This is a genomic window from Agrococcus sp. ProA11, assembly GCF_039880525.1.
Lineage (GTDB): Bacteria > Actinomycetota > Actinomycetes > Actinomycetales > Microbacteriaceae > Agrococcus > Agrococcus chionoecetis.
The window spans coordinates 1,685,957-1,703,067 of record NZ_CP156989.1; the positions used below are offsets into that span (position 1 = coordinate 1,685,957).

The window sequence follows — 17,111 nt, forward strand, 5'->3', positions numbered from 1 at the left end:
GATCAGACGCGCTCGCGCGCTGTCTCGAGCTCGGCGTCCTCGTGCTCGAGCTCCGCGGGCGCCTTCGCTGCCCGGCGCATTGCCATGACCGCCTCGACCGCCACCCACACGCTCGCCACGATGATGACGACGTCGAGCGCGAACAGCAGCCAGTCCTCGTTGCCGGGCGCCGTGAAGCTGAAGAGCTGCTCGATCGCGGCCCAGAACGACATCGCGAAGACGAGCACGAGCGGGATGAGCGCCGGCAGCGGGTTGCGTCGCTTGCGAATGAGCATCACGGCGATGATCGACAGCGAGAGCGAGGCCATCAGCTGGTTCGTGGTGCCGAACAGCGGCCAGATGCGCAGGCCGCCCTCGCCGCCCAGCCCCTGCGAGAACGTCAGCCCGAGGCCGACGACCACGACGACGAGGGTCGCGGGGATCTTCCCGATCTTGACCTTCACCGCGTCGCCGATCTCCTGCACGATGAATCGCAGCAGTCGCATGCCGGTGTCCATCGTGGTGGCGGCGAACAGCACCGCCATCGTGGCGAGCACGGTGGCGCTCAGCGCGGCGGGCAGCCCGAGACCGTTCTCCATGAGCGCGCCACCACCCTGCACGAAGGCGTTGACGCCGCCGGCACCGAAGGAGCTGTAGATCTCCTCCCAGGCAGCGGTCGACTGGATGCCGCCGACCACCGCGAGGATCGTGCCGAGCGAGAGCAGTCCCTCGCCGACGGCGCCGAAGTAGCCGACGAACCGAGCATCCGTCTCCTTGTCGATCTGCTTCGACGTCGTGCCGGAGGAGACCATGCCGTGGAAGCCGGAGATGGCGCCGCACGCGATGGTGACGAAGAGCAGCGGGATCATGCTGGGCGTGCCCTCTGGCAGGTTCATGTTGATCATCGGGGCGACGATGTCGGGCTTGATATCGCCGAACAGCGTGGCGATCACGACCGAACCGAAGAGCAGGATGAGCCCGACGAAGAGCTGCACGCCATTGATGTAGTCGCGCGGCTGCAGCAGCACCCAGACGGGCAGCAGCGACGCGATCGCGCCGTAGACGAACAGCGCCAGGATCCAGAACGTCGCCGGCGTCATGCCGAGGAACGACTCGGGCAGCACGACGGGGTTGGCGCTGCCGATCACGATCAGCCCGTACAGCGCCACCACGCCCACGACCGTGACGGGGATGAGCGGCCAGCGCATGCGGTAGACGGCGACGCCGACGAGCAGTGCGACGATGATCGCGCCCCAGGTCGGGATGACGGCGGTCGGCGTGCCGATGAGCAGGTTCTTGATCACCACGGCGAAGGCGGCGATGACCATCAGCAGCAGCAGGAAGATAACGATCAGGAACAGGTTGGCGCCGCGCTTGCCGATGTAGCGGCCCGAGAGCGCGCCGATCGAGCGGCCCTTGTTGCGCATGGACGCCCACAGCGTGCCGAGGTCGTGCATGCCGGCGAAGAAGACCGTGCCGATCGTCACCCACAGCAGTGCCGGCAGCCAACCCCAGATGACGGCGATTGCGGGGCCGACGATCGGGGCTGCGCCCGCGACCGACGTGAAGTGATGGCCCCAGAGGATGAACTTGTTCGTCGGCATGTAGTCGACGCCATCGCGCAGCTCGTGAGCCGGCGTCCGGAATGCCGGGTCGAGCCGGTACACCCGATTCGCGAGGTACTTGGAGTAGATGAAGTAGCCGGCGGCGAACATCGCCAGGCCGATGAGCATGAGCACCAGGGAACCCATCGAGTTCTCCCCTTCTGTCGCCGCACCGTCGCGGAACCGATCCGGCACCCTCGTGCCTTGCACACGACCCTAGTGGAAACTGCGGATCTGCTCAGGATCGACGCAGGCGCGCGCTCTGCCGCGACAGCAGCGTCACCAGTTCATAGATCGCGTGGCTCGCGGCGATGCCGGTCATCTGCGCGTGATCATAGGCCGGCGAGACCTCCACCACGTCGGCGCCGACGATCGCCTTGTCGGCGAGGCTGCGCAGCATCCGCAGCAGCTCGCGGCTCGTCATGCCGCCTGCCTCCGGCGTCCCCGTCCCCGGCGCGTGCGCTGGGTCCAGCACGTCGATGTCGATCGAGATGTAGAGCGGCTTGTCACCGACCCGCTCGCGCATCCGCTCGATCGCCGCGGCCACGCCGTGCTCCTCCAGGTACTCGCTGGTGATGATCGAGAAGCCGAGCCGCGCGTCGTCCTCGAGATCCTGCTTCGAGTAGAGCGGGCCGCGGGTGCCGACGTGGCAGGAGGCCGTCAGGTCGATCAGGCCCTCCTCGCTCGCGCGACGGAAGGGCGTGCCGTGCGTGATGGGGGCGCCGAAGTAGGTGTCCCAGGTGTCGAGGTGCGCGTCGAAGTGCAGCACCGCGACCGGTCCGTGCTGCTTCGCGACCGCCCGCAGGAGCGGCAGGGCCATGGTGTGGTCGCCGCCGATCGCGACGATCCGGTCAGCCCGCTCCCCCAGCTCGGTCGCGGCGCGCTCGACCTCGGTGACCGCCTCGGCGATGTCGAAGGGGTTCACCGGGATGTCCCCGGCGTCGACGACCTGCGCGTCCGCGAACGGCGAGGCATCCTGCGCCGGGTTGTAGGGGCGCAGCAGGCGCGACGACTCCCGCACATGCGATGGCCCGAACCGCGTGCCGGGGCGGTAGCTCACCCCGGTGTCGAACGGGATGCCGACGATGGCGATGTCCGCGCGCGGCACCTCCTCGATGCGCGGCAGGCGCGCGAAGGTGGCGATCCCGGAGTAGCGGGGGTTGACGGATGCGTCGACGGGGCCGATGGGCTCGGTCATGGGTTGGTCCTCCTTGGTGGGTGCGGGCGCGGCGGGCGTCGCCGGGCCGCTCAGAGCTGCCGCTGCGGGATGTGGATGAGCTGCACGCCGCCGGCGGCGACCGCGGCTCGGATCGCATCCGGGATGTCGGCGGCGGTCGCGACCCGCGTGCCCGTCGCACCGAAGGCGGTCGCGAGCGCCGCCCAGTCGGGCTGCACGAGGTCGACGCCGATGGGGGCGATGCCCCGATCGAGCTCGTTCTGCTTGATCTCGGCGTAGCCACCGTTGTCGACGCAGACGATCGTGAGGTCGAGTCGCTGCTCGATGGCGGTCGCGAGCTCGTTGACGCAGAACATCAGCGCGCCGTCGCCGATGACCGTGACCACGGGACGCTGCGTCTGCGCCACGCGGGCACCGATCGCCGCGGGAAGGCCGTAGCCGAGGGTCGCGTAGGTCGGCGTGTAGAGCAGCGAGTGCGGGCGCGACTGGCGCAGCACGTTTGCCAGCGCCAGGTAGACGATCTGCGAGGAGTCGCCGGCGACGATCGCGTCCTCCGGCAGCGCCGAGGCGATCACCTTCGCGAGCGCCACCGTCTCCGGCAGCGCTTGGCGCACCTCCGCCTCGATCGCCTCGCGCACCGCGGTGAGGCCAGGAGCCGCCGCGCCCGAGTCGGGCAGCGCGTCGAGGATCGCCGCGAGCACGGCGCTCGCGTCGCCGACGATGCCGACCGTGGCCGCCAGGTTCTTGTGCAGCTGCGTCGCCTCGATGTCGATGCGGATGACCCGACCGCGCGCCTCGAGCGACGGGGCCCACAGCTCGGCCTCGCCCAGCTTCGAACCCACCACCACCAGCACATCCGCCGCCTCCGCGACCAAGCGCGCGGCCTCGAGGCGCAGGTTCGAGCCGAGCGAGAGCGGGTGGTGCTCGTCGAGGGTGCCCTTGCCGTTCAGGGTGGTGAGCACCGGAGCGCCGAGGCGCTCCGCGAGCGAGGTCACTGCTCGCGCAGCGCTCGTCGCGCCGCCGCCCGCGATGATGACGGGGGCTGCGGCGTGCTCCAGCAGCGAGGCGGCTTCGAGCACCGCGCTGCGCTCGCCCGCCGCTGCCTCGGGTGCGGGCCGTGCCGCACGCGCTGCGCTCGGCACGTCGGCCGCTGCCTCGAGCACGTCGAGCGGGATCTCGATGTGCACGGGGCGCGGACGGCCGCTGCGGAACAGCGCGAATGCGTCGTGCACGGCGTCGACCGCCTCCGCCGCGGTCGTGACGCGGCGCGACCATGCCGCGACCGCGTCGGCCATGGCCGAGGCGTCCTTCGTCTCGTGCAGCGTCCCGACGTCGGCGAACTCGGCTCCGAGCGCGACGCCCGGCGACAGCACGATCATGGGCCGCGACTCGCAGAACGCGGTGCCGACGGCGCTCATCGCATTCTGCAGGCCGGGGCCGGAGGTGGTGATGACGACGCCCGGTAGCCCGGTCTGCTGCGCCCATCCGTCGGCCCCGTAGCCCGAACCCTGCTCGTGCCGATTGGTGACCGCGCGCATGCCCAGCGCCTGCAGCGGACGGTAGAGCTCGAGATTGTGGGTGCCGGGGATGCCGAACACGGCCGTCACCCCGTAGGCGCGGATCGTCTCGAGCACCGCGCGGGCCGTGGTGTCCGTGTAGCGGTCGTCGGTTGCGGCTGCTCCCGTCACGGCAGCGGGTTCGCGGTCGTGTCGGTGCGAGGCGTGAACGACTCGGTCACGGGCGCCTCGTCGGAGTGCTGCGGCGCGAACCACGTGCAGGCGAAGGCGATGGCCGCCATGCCGGCGAACATCACGATCACCGACCAGATCGATCCGGTCCACTGCACGAGCATGGTCGCGAACCAGGGCGAGAAGCCCGCCCAGATGGCGGCACCCAAGCCGTACGACAGCGAGATCGAGGTGTACCTCGCCTGCGGGCGGAACATCTGGGCGAGGATCGCGGCGATCGGCGCGTACGTGGCACTCATCACGATGCGCACCAGCGAGGCGAAGAGGAAGATGAGCGGCTCGATCTGGCCCGGCATGATCAGCAGGAACGGCGCGAAGGTGAGCAGCGACGTGACGAGGCCGATGTACATGATGTTCTTGCGGCCCCACTTGTCGCCGAGCCAGGCGATCGGCAGCGTCACCAGGAACTCGACGAACGATGCGACGGTCATGGCGTCGAGGATGACCCGCTCGTCCAGCAGGATCGGCTCGTTCGTGGCGTACGCGGTCGCGAAGGTGGTGGCGAGGTAGTAGCCGCCGGTGGAGATCGGCAGGATGCCGATGCCCAGCAGGATCGGCTTCCAGTTGCGACGAAGTGCGAAGGCGAGCGGCATGGACTGCTTGCGGCCCTCGACCTTGCTGGCGAAGACGGGCGACTCCTCAACCCGATAGCGCACCCAGAAGCCGACGCCGATCAGCACGATCGAGGCCAGGAACGGGATCCGCCAGCCGCCGTCGATGATGAAGTCATCGCCCATGCGCGCCATGATCGCGAAGATGCCGGATGCCAGCAGGGCGCCTGCCGGGTTGCCGAGCTGCGTGAAGCCGCCGTAGAAGGTCTTCGACTTCTCGGGTGCGTGCTCGACGCTCATGAGCACGGCCCCGCCCCACTCCCCGCCGACGGCCAGGCCCTGCAGCGCTCGCAGCGCGATGAGCAGGATGGGTGCGAGGATGCCGACGTCGCTGTGGGTCGGCAGGCAGCCGACCAGCACCGTCGCGACGCCCATCAGGAGCAGGGTCATCACGAGCGAGACTCGGCGCCCGAACTTGTCGCCGATGTGCCCGAACAGGATGCCGCCGATGGGACGCACGAGGAACGCGACCGCGAAGGTGGCGAATGCCGAAGCCGTCTCGGCGAGCGGATCGTCGCTGGGGAAGAAGATCGGTCCGAACACGAGCGCCGCAGCGGTCGCGTAGACGTAGAAGTCGTACCACTCGATGGTGGTGCCGACGAAGGCCGCGATGCCGGCCCTGCGGGCCCTGCTGGTCGTGGACCGCGTGTCGTTCGAAGTCATGGCCGCTCCTTTGCGGATGGGGATCTGCGTTGGAGCGTACGAGTCTCGCGACGGCCTGCCAAGCACTGATCGTTCGTCCATGGGCGGCTAGACTGGTGTTCTGCGCGTCTGTGGCATCGAACCTCTGCAATGTGATGCTGTGGGACGCCTGCTACCGGGGATCTGCGCGCTCGGCAGTGCGATCCCGGGAATTCCGAGGAGGTGGAGAGATGGACCTCGACGCGGCACTCGTGCGCGCCCTGCAGGACGACGGGCGGGCGAGCATCAGCGAACTCGCGACTCGTCTCGGTCATCCTCGCGCGGTCGTCTCGGCTCGCGTGCGCCGTCTGCTCGCGGAGGGCGAGGTGCGCGTCATCGCGGCCGTCGATCCGTCGTTCCTCAGGCAGCACGTGCTCGCGCACCTGTCGGTGCAGACCGACGGCGCGGTCGGTCCGGTCGGCGCGCAGCTGCGCAGCATGCCCGACACGGTGCTGGTCTCGGCGGTCGGGGGCACCTTCGACATCGTCGCCGAGCTGCGCGTGGGGTCGATGCCAGAGCTGCAGGACCGCCTCGGTCAGATTCGCGACCTGCCCGGTGTCGCCTCGGTCAGCACGCTCGTCTACACGACGGTCATCAAGGGCTTCTTCGTGTCGGAGTACCGCGGCGCGGTGACGCTGGACGACACCGATGTCTCGCTCATCGAGCTGCTGCAGCGCGATGGGCGGATGAGCTATCGAGCCCTGGGCGACGCCGTGCGGCTCTCCGCATCGGCGGTCACGACGCGCGTGCATCGGCTCATCAGCCGCGGGGTGATCAAGATCAGCGCCGTCGAAACCCGCGGTCTCGCGCACCGGCAGCTGTCGATGGGCGTCGGCCTCAGCATGCGTGGCAACGACGAGCGGATGATCGAGGCCCTGCGCGAGTCGCGCGGCGTCGACTTCGCCACCCGCACGGTCGGCAGGTTCGATCTCGTCGCAACCCTGGTCCAGCCCTCGGCGGGAGACCTCTACGCGAGCCTCGAGCGCATCCGTGCTGACCCCGGCGTGGAGCGCATCGAGTCCTGGCTGCACCTGGCGGTGCTGAAGGAGGACTACACGCGCAGCCTGCGGCCCGCGCGGTCGTAGTCCCTTGACCGGGCCCGCGGCGAGCAACATGCTCGTCTGCGCCGTCACTCGAAGAGCCACGGACTCGGCAAGCGCAAGGCTGGCAGCGCCACGATCAACGACCGACGATGCTTCCGCTCCACCATCCCGTCGCAAGCGTCGGCGTGATGCTTGCGGCTCAGTGAAGGCTGACGGCAGTGGGCGTCACATCGCTGATCTCGCCTCAGGCACGCGGTACTCGGCATACGCACCCAGATGAATCGCGTGTAGACCACCTACAGCGGCAATCGGGATTTCGTAGTAGCGGAGTTCTCCGTCAATCACGAAGAACGCGTCGATCTCGTCCGGATCGTATGCCTGGCGCTCGCGTCCGCTCGTAGACAAATAGACCTTCCACTGTTTGCCTGTTCGCGTGGTCGTTGTTTTCACCTGCACGCGGCGAGTGCCCGACGCTCCAGAAACGAGCAAGTCGTAGCACGTGGGTTCGAGTGGCCACGACACGTCGAATCCACAGAGCGTGTACCAAGCAGCGGCGAGAAGTGATCCGGCGCGAGGTAGACGATTCACGTCCGGTTGCGGAGGAGCAACCGGAGTCTTCCCTTGAGGCGAGAGATGCACGACGTCGAGGCCGAGCCGTGCTGCATGGCCCTTGACCGCGGCAACGGACGACGTACCGCCGAGGTTGAGCTGTACAGCTACATCACTCCAAGTTGCGGAGGCGGCTACGGCGGCACGGAGACCGTCGTCCGTCCAACGACGTTGCCCCCGAAAATGGAGATAGTCGATAGCGAGCTGATCGGCACGCGAGCGAAGTGATCTCATCGCGCCCGACGACGTCGCTACAAGACCGAGTTCGCGCAGGCATCCCCGCCATGATTCGGAAGCCGCAATCGCGTCCGCGAGCTGTTCGTCGGTGTACGTCCGTCGCCGCGCCATGGGCGGACCATAGTTCCGGCTACCCACATCGCGCCGTTAGGCGGTTCTGCCAGCGTCCGACTCGACAAACCGGAGCATCGTCGTCGAAGCGATGAATTTTCGGTGGCCGATCACGTCTTACCCACCAGAAAGTCCCGGAAACCTTTCAGCTTCCGGGACCTCTCAGTCGGGCTGACAGGATTTGAACCTGCGACCCCCTGACCCCCAGTCAGGTGCGCTACCAAGCTGCGCCACAGCCCGTCGATCTTGCGATCGAGGTGCCCGAAGGCAACCAACACAGACTAGCGCATCCGAGCACCGCCAGGCGCCGCCTCAGCGACCAGAGCGGCGTCGCACGAAGTCGGCGAGATCCGCCGACTGCGCGAGGCGCGAGGGCTCGTGCACGTACATCATGTGGCCGGCCTCGTAGTAACGGTGCTCGATGTTCTCGCGCAGCGATTCGGGGATCTGCAGGTGCGCGACCGAGTCCTCGGCGGCCGAGAACGGCGTGGCGCCGTCGAACCAGCCGTAGGCGAAGTGCACGGCGAGGTGCGGGTTCTGCCGCATCGCGCGCGAGAGTTTGTCGATCACGTAGACCGGCGCGTTCTCGAACTCCTTGTAGCTCCACTGCTCGTTGACGTTCTTGCCGAACACGTGGAACGGTCCCGTGTCGCGCACGCCCAGATCGTGGTGCAGCGAGTGCTGGTACGCGGCGGCGTACGGGCCGAGGATGGCGTCCATCGACGGGTCGGCGTCCATGTGCTCGGCGATGCCGCTCGCCGCCGGCCCCGTGAAGCGCGAGTCGAGCCGGCCGACGCTCAGCCCGCGGTCGCGCAGCAGCTCGCCGAAGTAGCGCCAGTGCTCGATGCGCAGGTTCGCCCGGTCCACGTACGACGCCGATAGCCCCGTGAGGCGCGCGATCGTCGCCACGGCATCCGCGCGCTCCTCCTGCGTGAGCCGCGAGCCGCGCCCCAGCACGTACGGGTAGTCGCGAGCGGCGTAGGTGCGTGCCTCGTCAACGACATCCTCGAGTTCGCGACCCTCGTGGAAGCCGTGCTGCCATGCGGTCGCGGCGTAGAACGGCAGGTAGAGCGCGTGTGCGCGGTCGCCGCCCTGCGCGAAGTTGGCGGTGGAGAAGTCGAGCACGCTCGAGATCAGCAGCAGCCCGTTGAGGTACATCCCGAGCCCCTCCTGCAGGTGCTGGGCGAGGCCGGCGGCACGCGTGGTGCCATAGGACTCCCCCGCCAGGAACTTCGGGCTCAGCCAGCGCCCCTCGGCGGTGACCCACTGGCGGATGATCTCGGCGACCGACTCGATGTCGGCGGTGAAGCCGTGGAAGTCCTTCGCCTTCTGCCCCTCGACCGGCCGCGAGCGCCCCGTCGACACCGGGTCGATGAACACCAGGTCGCTCACCGTCAGCAGCGACTCCGGGTTGTCGATCACCGCGTAGGGCGGCGGCGCGAGCTCACCCGCATCGCCCATGACCACGCGCCGCGGTCCCAGGACGCCCATGTGCAGCCACACGCTCGCCGAGCCCGGCCCGCCGTTGAAGGCGAAGGTCACCGGCCGCGTCGTGGGATCGGCGCCGTCGAGCGTGTACGACGCGATGGCGACCTGCGCGCGGGCCTTGCGGCCGCGGAAGACGTCGTCCTCGACCTTCTCCTCCCACAGCACCACGCGGCCGGCGCGCGCCGTGTAGGCCAGCTCGCCATCGGGTGTCGACAGCGTGTGCTGCGTGGTCACGAGCTCGTCGGTGACCGACGGCTCGGCATCAATGGTCGCGGGCTTGGCGGTCTCGGTCGTCGCGGCGTCATCACTCACCCGAGCGACCCTACCCGAGGGCTCAGACGCGCTCGATGATCATCGCCGAGGCCATGCCGCCGCCGACGCAGAGCGAGACGAGCGCCCGCTGCTGGTCACGCCGCTCGAGCTCGTCGAGCGCCGTGCCGATGAGCATCGCGCCCGTGGCACCCAGCGGGTGCCCCATGGCGATCGCGCCACCCGAGACGTTCGTGCGAGCCGGGTCGACGCCCGTCTCGCGCAGCCAGTGGAGCACGACGGATGCGAAGGCCTCGTTGATCTCGTACAGGTCGATGTCGTCGTGGGTGAGCCCGGCACGCGCGAGCACCTTCCCGGTGGCGGCGACCGGCCCGGTGAGCATCAGCGTCGGGTCGGACCCCACCGACGTGGCCGCCACGATGCGGGCGCGCGGCGCCATCCCGAGCGACGACGCGGAGGCCTCGCTGCCGACCACGACCAGACCCGCGCCATCGACGATGCCGGAGGAGTTGCCGGCCGTGTGCACGTGCTCGATGCGGGTGATCTCCGGGTGCGCGCGCCGCACGACGGCGTCGAAGCCCGCCGTGCCGAAGGTCGCGAACGCGGGTGCCAGGCCGGCCAGCGCCCCCGCCGTCGTGTCGGGCCGCGGGTGCTCGTCACGATCCAGCAGCAGCATGCCGTCAGGCGTCGAGACGGGAACGATCGAGCGCGAGAAGCGGCCTTCGTCCCAGGCGTCCGCGGCACGCTGCTGCGACTGCAGCGCGTAAGCGTCGACCTCGGCGCGCGAGACGCCGTCCTTCGTCGCGATCGCGTCGGCGCTCACACCCTGCGGGATGAGACTCCACGGCACCAGGTTGCCGGGATCGACCGCGTAGGGGCCCCCGTCGGAGCCGAGCGGCACGCGCGACATCGACTCGACACCACCGGCGACGATGAGCTCGTCGAAGCCCGCGGCCACGCGACCGGCGGCGGCCGTAACCGCTTCGAGACCGGAGGCGCAGTAGCGGTTGACCTGCATGCCCGGCACCGAGTCGGGCAGCCCGGCGGCGTGCACGGCGGAGCGCGCGAGCACGCCGCCCTGCTCGCCGACCGCCGAGACCGTGCCGAGCACGACGTCGTCGATGCGGTCGGCGGCGACGCCGCGGCCTTCGAGCGCACCGAGCAGACCGCCCGCGAGCTGCACGGGATGCACCTCGGCGAGCGCACCGCGGCGACGGCCGCGGGGCGTGCGCAGGGCGTCCAGGATGAAGGCGTCAGCCATGGTGACCTCCGGGGTCTGTCGTCGGTGCTTGGTGCAGCGGTCGTCCGCCGCCGAGCCTGCGCACCGTCAGCGCTCCCGGATGGCGCGCTCGATGCGGCCCGTGAAGCTGACGACCCGCTCGAGCAGGGCCTCCGACCTGGAGGCGAGGCGCTCCGCGGTCAGCAGATGCGGCGGACCGGTGCGGATGATGTGCGAGCAGTCGAGTGCCTCGCAGATGTAGGTGCCCACCGAGCTGCCGGTGTGGCCGTCGAGGTCGGCGAGCCGGGCGCTGAACATGCGCACCTGCGTCGCGGGCTGCGTGGAGTGGCACATCGAGCACATCGCGGCGATGCCGGCGCGCAGCCCGCCGGGGGCACCGCGCAGCACGACGCCGATGAGCTGATCCCCGCGCCAGTGCACGAGGTAGCCCAGCCGCCGGAACCGCGGGTCGCGCCAGCCGAGGAACTCGCGCTCACCCCAGATGGTCTCGTGCAGACCGGGGATCGGCAGCTGCTCGAGCTCGCCTCGCGTCGCGTTCACGAAGCACTCCCGCAGCTCGGTCTCTGTCACCTCGCGCATGCTTCGACGGTATCGGATGCGCGCGTGCGAACGCTCGGAGGCAGGGCACGCACGTCCGCACATGCGTGCGTGCACGAACGCGAAGGGGTTTGCCGCCGCCGGGCTTCCACCCAGGAGAGTCCCGACGGCGGCAAGTCTGTGTCAGGCCGGCTGCAGCTGCCGGGCCTTGGCCATCTGGTCGGCCATGTGCTCGATGACGCGGATGACCTGCGAGGAGTAGCCGTACTCGTTGTCGTACCAGACGTAGAGCACCAGGTGCTTGCCGGTGGCGATGGTCGCGAGGCCGTCGACGATGCCGGCGCGGTTGTTGCCGACGAAGTCGGTCGAGACCACCTCCGCGGAGTCGGTGAAGTCGAGCTGCGCCCGCAGCGCACCGGTGAGCGAGGTCTGGCGCAGCAGCTCGTTGACCGCGTCGCGGTCGACCGGCTGCTCGAGGTTGAGGTTCAGGATCGCCATCGACACGTTGGGCGTCGGCACGCGGATCGCGTTGCCCGTCAGCTTGCCCTCGAGCTCGGGCAGCGCCTTCGCGACGGCCTTCGCGGCACCGGTCTCGGTGAGCACCATGTTGAGCGCCGCAGAGCGGCCGCGACGGGCGCCCTTGTGGAAGTTGTCGATGAGGTTCTGGTCGTTCGTGTACGAGTGCACGGTCTCGACGTGGCCGTGCTCGATGCCGTAGGCGTCGTTGATGATCTGCAGCACGGGCGTGATGGCGTTGGTGGTGCAGGAAGCGGCCGTGACGATGGCGTCGTCCGTGCCGATCGTCTCGTGGTTGACGCCGAAGACGATGTTCTTCAGCGGGCTCTTGCCGGGCGCGGTCAGCACGACCCGCTCGACGCCCGGACGGGCCAGGTGCTGCGCGAGCCCATCCTCATCGCGCCAGCGACCCGTGTTGTCGACGACGATCGCGCGCTGGATGCCGTACTCGGTGTAGTCGACCGCCGTGGGGTCATCCGAGTAGATGACCTGGATGAGGGTGCCGTTCGCGAGGATCGTGTTCTGCTCGCGGTCGACGTCGATGGTGCCGAGGAAGGCGCCGTGGACGGAGTCGCGGCGCAGCAGGCTGGCGCGCTTCTCGAGGTCGTCGTCACCGCTCCTGCGCACGACGATGGCCCGCAGGCGCAGGCCGAGGCCGCTGCCGGCATGGCCGATGAGGATGCGCGCGAGCAGCCGACCGATGCGGCCGAAGCCGTAGAGCACGACGTCGGTCGGCTCGTCCTGCGACCACGAGGGCAGGTCGGCGAGCTGCTGCCGCACCCAGTCCTCGAAGCCGTCCGCGGGCGCGTCGACCAGCAGCCTGCCGAGATCGAGCGAGACGCCGCGCAGCTCGATCTCATCGGCGATGCGCAGCACCGCCATCGAGTCCTCGACGTCGAGCACGCGCTCGCCCACGCGGCGCGCCCACTTGTGTGCCTTCAGGATGTCGATCGGCGACTGATTCACCAGCTTCTTGCCATGCACGTGCGTGACGACGTCACGCTCGCGGTAGAGGCGACCGAGGATCGGCACGGCCTGCTCGGCAAGGGCGACGCGGTCGAGCCACGCCTGGTGGGCGCTGTCGACGGGCAGGGGTTCAGCGGTTGGCACATCTTCACGATAGGCAAGCGAGTGGGCGCCACTCGGCCAGATCGCGCGTGAGGTTGCCACCAACGTGACAGAGGTGAAAATTCAGCGGAACTTTCGCCCTCTGTCAGGACACGTAGGCCTTGCCGAGCTTCCAGTAGCCGGTGAAGGTGATGCGCTGCTTGTCCATCCCGCGGTCGCGCACGAGGTGGCGCCGCGTGCCCGTGGCGAGCAACTGCTCTCCCGCGGAGTACGCATAGCCGAGGTCGCCGGAGAGCCGGAGCCCGCGCAGCTCCTCGAGCCCCGCCTCCCCCGCTCGGGCGCTGCCGCGCTCGATCCAGCGCACGTCGACGCCAGCGGGACGATGGAAGGGCTGGATGTCGTCGTGGTGGCCCACCTCGATGACGGCGACGCCGCGCACCGAGCGCTCGAGTGAGCCGCAGATCCCGGCGATCGCCGGCATCGCCGACTCGTCACCGACCAGCAGCACGTCACCGGGCAGTCCGTCGTCGTTGTACAGCAGGCCCTCGTCGAGCAGCACGGCGCGCTCGCCGCGCTCGGCTCGACCCGCCCACGCGGCGCCCGGGCCCGGATCCTCGTGGCAGACGAAATCGATGTCGAGCTCGCCCGCCTCCAGCCGGATGTCGCGCACCGTGTAGTTGCGCACCCAGGGCCGGCTCGACGCCTGCATCGCCAGGTACTGCGGGAACCACGTGCTCGGGCTCGTCGGCAAGCACAGCTCCTGCTGCCCCTCCCGGCGCATGAAGAAGCGGAACCACTGGTCGAAGCCCTGCGGTGTCATCGCGGAGACCTCGTCGCCGCCCAGCGTCACGCGGCGGATGTGCGGCGACAGCTGCTGGTTCGTCAGCACCTCGAGCTCGATGAACCTGGGTGCGACCGCTGCCACGCGCTCCGGTCCCGCCATCCGCTTCCTCCGATGCGCCTTCGATCCGCCGCCGACCTCGAGGTGAGGCAAGCCTTACCTGACCAATGTAGCAACGTCTCCGCAGCGGTGCACCCGCGTAGCATCGTCAGCAGCATGCAACTCTCTCCCGCGCGCAGGCTCCTGGCGCTCTTCACCCTGGCCCTCGGCGGCTTCGGCATCGGCACGACCGAGTTCGCCACCATGGGGATCCTGCCGCTGGCTGCGACCGAGCTCGTGCCCGGCTTCGAGGCCGACCCGGCCACCGGTATCGCACAGGCGGGCTGGATGATCTCGGCGTATGCGCTCGGCGTCGTGGTGGGCGCGCCGCTGGTCTCGGTCTTGGCGGCGCGGATGTCGCAGCGCACGCTCGTGCTGCTGCTGGTCGCCGGCTTCACCGTCGCCAACCTCGCGAGCGGCCTGATGCCGAGCTTCGAGCTCACGATGCTGGCCCGCTTCGTCTCCGGACTCCCGCACGGCGCCTACTTCGGCGTCGCGTCGCTGCTGGCGGCGCGCATCATGGGCCCTGGCAGGCAGGGCGCGGGCGTGGCGCTGGCCCTCTCCGGCCTCACGATCGCGAACATCATCGGTGTGCCGCTGGGCACCTGGCTCGGCCAGGCAGCGGGCTGGCGCTGGACCTACGTCGCCGTCGCGATCATCTTCCTGACGACGCTGGCCCTCGCCTGGCTGGTGCTGCCGCACGTGCCGGGCGATCCGAACCGCAGCGCCAAGCGCGAGCTGAGCGCCTTCCGCAGCCCGCGGCTGTGGCTCATGGTGGCGGTCGGCTGCATCGGCTTCGGCGGCTTCTTCGCCGTCTACTCCTATGCGGCAGAGATCGTGACGCGCGTCGCCGAGCTGCCGCAGTCGGCGATCGCCTGGCTGCTCGCGACCATCGGCGTCGGCATGACCGTCGGCAATGTGATCGGCGGCTGGGCGGCCGATCGGAGCCTGCGGCGCACGATCACGATCGCGTTCCCGCTCTACATCGTCTCGCTCGCGCTGTTCGCGCTGCTGGGCTCGCATCCGGTGGCCATGTTCGCCATCGCGTTCCTGATCGGCGGCACCGGATCGGTGCTCAACCCCGCCATCCAGGCACGGATCATGCGCATCGCGGGCGATGCCGAGCTGCTGGGCGCCGCCACCAACCATGCGGCGTTCAACGTCGGCAACGCGCTCGGCGCTGCGCTCGGCGGCGCCGTGATCGCGGCCGGCTTCGGCTACCTGGCGCCCGCCTGGATCGGCGTCGCGCTCGCGAGCGCGGGCTTCCTGCTGGCGCTGTGGAGCCTCGCCATCGACCGCGGTGGCCCCGACACGGCCGCGCACTCCATCATCGCGACCGTGCTGGGCCCCACCACCGCCGGCATCGAGGTGGTCGACCATGCACGCGACTGAGGGGCAGCCGCACGCCGGCGCCACCGCGCAGCCGCACGTCGATGCCACCGCGGAGCCGGACGATGCAACGCTCGGCGCCGAGTGGGCGACGATGCTCTGGGACGATCCGATCACCCTGCAGCCGTACGTCGTGCGGGTGCTCATGCGTCGATTCGGCTACAGCCGTGCGCGTGCGCACGAGCTCATGGTGCTGGCCGAGCGCGACGGTCGCACGGCCGTCGCCCACGGTGCGCGCGAGGAGCAGGAGATGCACGTCGTCGGGCTGCATGCCGACGGGCTGATCGCGACGCTCGAGCGGGTCTCCGCGTGAAGGCCTGGCGACGGGATGGCGAAGGCGTGATGTGCGCGATGCTGCCCGATGAGGCCGACATGCTCGCGAACCTCGGCCGCCAGGTGGTCGGGCTGCACCGCGCGGTCATCGATCGGCAGGCGGCGCTCGAGGATCCCGTGATGGAGCGCCTCTACCCCAGCGCCTACGGCAGCATCGAGGATGCCGCGGAGTTCCGCAGGCTCGCGGCCCCCGATATCGCGACCGACCGCATCCAGTCGATGATGCGCATGGTCGTCGACCTGGAGACGGCGCTGCCCGCGGAGGACGACGACCGCGTCGACGCGGACCTGCGGATCACCGTCGACGAGGAGGGCGCGGAGGCGTGGCTGCGGTCGCTCGGCGAGGTGCGGCTGGTGCTCCACGTGCGCACCACCCAGCACCGGTCGGCGCTCGCGCCCGACGTCACCGATGAGGACATCGCGCAGCTGCGCGATGTGGTCGACTGGTTGGGCTTCGCGCAGTCGACGCTGCTGGAGGCGCTCGAGTAGCCGGCACCGCTCCGGCACCCAGCGCAGGAGCAGTCGAGAGTGGAAGAATCGAAGGATGAGGTTCCTGTCGATCCAGTCGCACGTCGCCTACGGGCACGTCGGCAACTCCGCCGCCGTCTTCCCGCTGCAGCGCATCGGCCACGAGGTGTGGCCGGTGCTCACCGTCAACTTCTCGAACCACACCGGCTACGGCGCGTGGGGCGGCCCCGCGATCCCGGCCGCCGACGTGCGCGCCGTCGTGAACGGCATCGCCGATCGCGGCGTGCTCGGCAGCGTCGACGGCGTGCTGTCCGGCTATCTGGGCGGCGAGGACATCGTCGACGTGGTCGTGGATGCCGTGGCGCGCGTGAAGGCGCAGAACCCCGGGGCGACCTTCACCTGCGACCCGGTGATGGGCAACGCGACCTCCGGCTGCTTCGTGGCCCCGACCATCCCGCCGCTCATCCGCGAGCGCGTCGTGCCGCACGCCGACATCATCACGCCGAACCAGTTCGAGCTCGGCTACATGACCCACACCGAGCCCGAGACGCTCGACGCGACGCTCGCGTCGGCGGACCGCGCACGAGACCTGGGCCCCCGCACCGTGCTCGTCACGAGCGTGCTGCGCCCCGACCGCGAGACGCTCGAGGACGGCACCGACACCATCGAGATGCTCGCGGTCGACGACGCCGGCGCTTGGATCGTGCAGACGCCCCGGCTGCCGATCAAGGCGAACGGCTCCGGCGATGCCACGAGCGCGCTCTTCACGGCGCACTATGGCGAGACGGGCTCAGCAGCGACGGCGCTCGAGCGCACGGCGTCGAGCGTGTTCGACCTGCTGCAGGCGACGATCGACTCGGGCGAGCGGGAGCTGCGCATCGTGCAGGCGCAGGACGCCTTCGCGAACCCGCGCATGCAGTTCAGCGCCCGCCAGGTGCGCTGACGCTCATCACGTGATCTCGTGACGCGCGCGGCTCCGCCGCCCACTCCTCGATCAACGATCTCCGTAGGTCGAGGAGGATGCGGCGCAGCCGCATCCGTCACGAGACCGGAGGCAGCGAG

General features: G+C 69.7%; 15 protein-coding genes and 1 tRNA gene. 5 read left to right on the forward strand and 11 right to left on the reverse strand.

The window, feature by feature from the left end; all coding sequences use genetic code 11:
* Window positions 1-2 precede the first annotated feature (2 nt).
* The 4 genes from ABG090_RS08145 to ABG090_RS08160 all read right to left on the reverse strand — a co-directional run bounded on the left by ABG090_RS08145 (window position 3) and on the right by ABG090_RS08160 (window position 5,782).
* The gene (locus ABG090_RS08145) at window positions 3-1,730 is read right to left on the reverse strand and encodes a carbon starvation protein A (RefSeq protein WP_347753990.1); all 1,728 of its coding nucleotides are present in this window, start codon (window positions 1,728-1,730) and stop codon (window positions 3-5) included.
* Between the two features lie 91 nt (window positions 1,731-1,821).
* Entirely contained in the window at window positions 1,822-2,781 is a 960-nt protein-coding gene (gene speB / locus ABG090_RS08150; protein ID WP_347753991.1) for an agmatinase, read from the reverse strand.
* 50 nt (window positions 2,782-2,831) lie between these two features.
* Window positions 2,832-4,448: a thiamine pyrophosphate-dependent enzyme gene (locus ABG090_RS08155; RefSeq protein WP_347753992.1), complete on the reverse strand. Its 1,617-nt coding sequence runs from the start codon at window positions 4,446-4,448 to the stop codon at window positions 2,832-2,834.
* The gene (locus ABG090_RS08160; protein ID WP_347753993.1) at window positions 4,445-5,782 is read right to left on the reverse strand and encodes an MFS transporter; all 1,338 of its coding nucleotides are present in this window, start codon (window positions 5,780-5,782) and stop codon (window positions 4,445-4,447) included. Before ABG090_RS08160 ends, ABG090_RS08155 begins: the two co-directional genes overlap by 4 nt.
* Before the next feature lie 209 nt (window positions 5,783-5,991).
* Here ABG090_RS08160 and ABG090_RS08165 point away from each other — a divergent pair, with 209 nt between their 5' ends.
* The gene (locus ABG090_RS08165) at window positions 5,992-6,885 is read left to right on the forward strand and encodes an Lrp/AsnC family transcriptional regulator (RefSeq protein WP_347753994.1); all 894 of its coding nucleotides are present in this window, start codon (window positions 5,992-5,994) and stop codon (window positions 6,883-6,885) included.
* Between the two features lie 183 nt (window positions 6,886-7,068).
* On the opposite strand, the gene ABG090_RS08170 is transcribed toward ABG090_RS08165, so the two are convergent.
* The 7 genes from ABG090_RS08170 to ABG090_RS08200 form a co-directional block, all read right to left on the reverse strand.
* Window positions 7,069-7,800: a hypothetical protein gene (locus tag ABG090_RS08170; RefSeq protein ID WP_347753995.1), complete on the reverse strand. Its 732-nt coding sequence runs from the start codon at window positions 7,798-7,800 to the stop codon at window positions 7,069-7,071.
* A gap of 166 nt (window positions 7,801-7,966) precedes the next feature.
* Window positions 7,967-8,040 (reverse strand) — tRNA-Pro (locus tag ABG090_RS08175).
* A 72-nt stretch (window positions 8,041-8,112) separates the two neighbouring features.
* Window positions 8,113-9,600: a peptidase S10 gene (locus tag ABG090_RS08180; RefSeq protein ID WP_347753996.1), complete on the reverse strand. Its 1,488-nt coding sequence runs from the start codon at window positions 9,598-9,600 to the stop codon at window positions 8,113-8,115.
* A gap of 22 nt (window positions 9,601-9,622) precedes the next feature.
* Window positions 9,623-10,819: an acetyl-CoA C-acetyltransferase gene (locus ABG090_RS08185; protein WP_347753997.1), complete on the reverse strand. Its 1,197-nt coding sequence runs from the start codon at window positions 10,817-10,819 to the stop codon at window positions 9,623-9,625.
* A gap of 66 nt (window positions 10,820-10,885) precedes the next feature.
* On the reverse strand, window positions 10,886-11,377 hold the full coding sequence (locus tag ABG090_RS08190) for an FBP domain-containing protein (protein WP_347753998.1): 492 nt from the start codon (window positions 11,375-11,377) through the stop codon (window positions 10,886-10,888).
* 141 nt (window positions 11,378-11,518) lie between these two features.
* Window positions 11,519-12,961 (reverse strand): glyceraldehyde-3-phosphate dehydrogenase, encoded by a 1,443-nt coding sequence (locus ABG090_RS08195; RefSeq protein WP_347753999.1) that lies wholly within the window; start codon window positions 12,959-12,961, stop codon window positions 11,519-11,521.
* 103 nt (window positions 12,962-13,064) lie between these two features.
* Entirely contained in the window at window positions 13,065-13,862 is a 798-nt protein-coding gene (locus tag ABG090_RS08200; RefSeq protein ID WP_347754000.1) for a siderophore-interacting protein, read from the reverse strand.
* Between the two features lie 114 nt (window positions 13,863-13,976).
* On the opposite strand from ABG090_RS08200, the gene ABG090_RS08205 reads away from it, so the two are divergent.
* From ABG090_RS08205 to pdxY, 4 genes are read left to right on the forward strand one after another with little or no spacing between them, the layout of a single operon-like run.
* The gene (locus ABG090_RS08205; RefSeq protein WP_347754001.1) at window positions 13,977-15,251 is read left to right on the forward strand and encodes an MFS transporter; all 1,275 of its coding nucleotides are present in this window, start codon (window positions 13,977-13,979) and stop codon (window positions 15,249-15,251) included.
* A complete protein-coding gene (locus ABG090_RS08210) occupies window positions 15,238-15,561 on the forward strand; it encodes an ATP-dependent Clp protease adaptor ClpS (RefSeq protein WP_347754002.1) in 324 nt (107 codons plus the stop codon). The genes ABG090_RS08205 and ABG090_RS08210 overlap by 14 nt, the downstream gene beginning before the upstream one ends.
* Before the next feature lie 38 nt (window positions 15,562-15,599).
* Window positions 15,600-16,070, forward strand: coding sequence for a DUF2017 family protein (locus ABG090_RS08215; RefSeq protein WP_347754003.1), 471 nt, complete (start codon window positions 15,600-15,602; stop codon window positions 16,068-16,070).
* 55 nt (window positions 16,071-16,125) lie between these two features.
* On the forward strand, window positions 16,126-16,992 hold the full coding sequence (pdxY, locus tag ABG090_RS08220) for a pyridoxal kinase PdxY (RefSeq protein WP_347754004.1): 867 nt from the start codon (window positions 16,126-16,128) through the stop codon (window positions 16,990-16,992).
* Window positions 16,993-17,111: the final 119 nt, after the last annotated feature.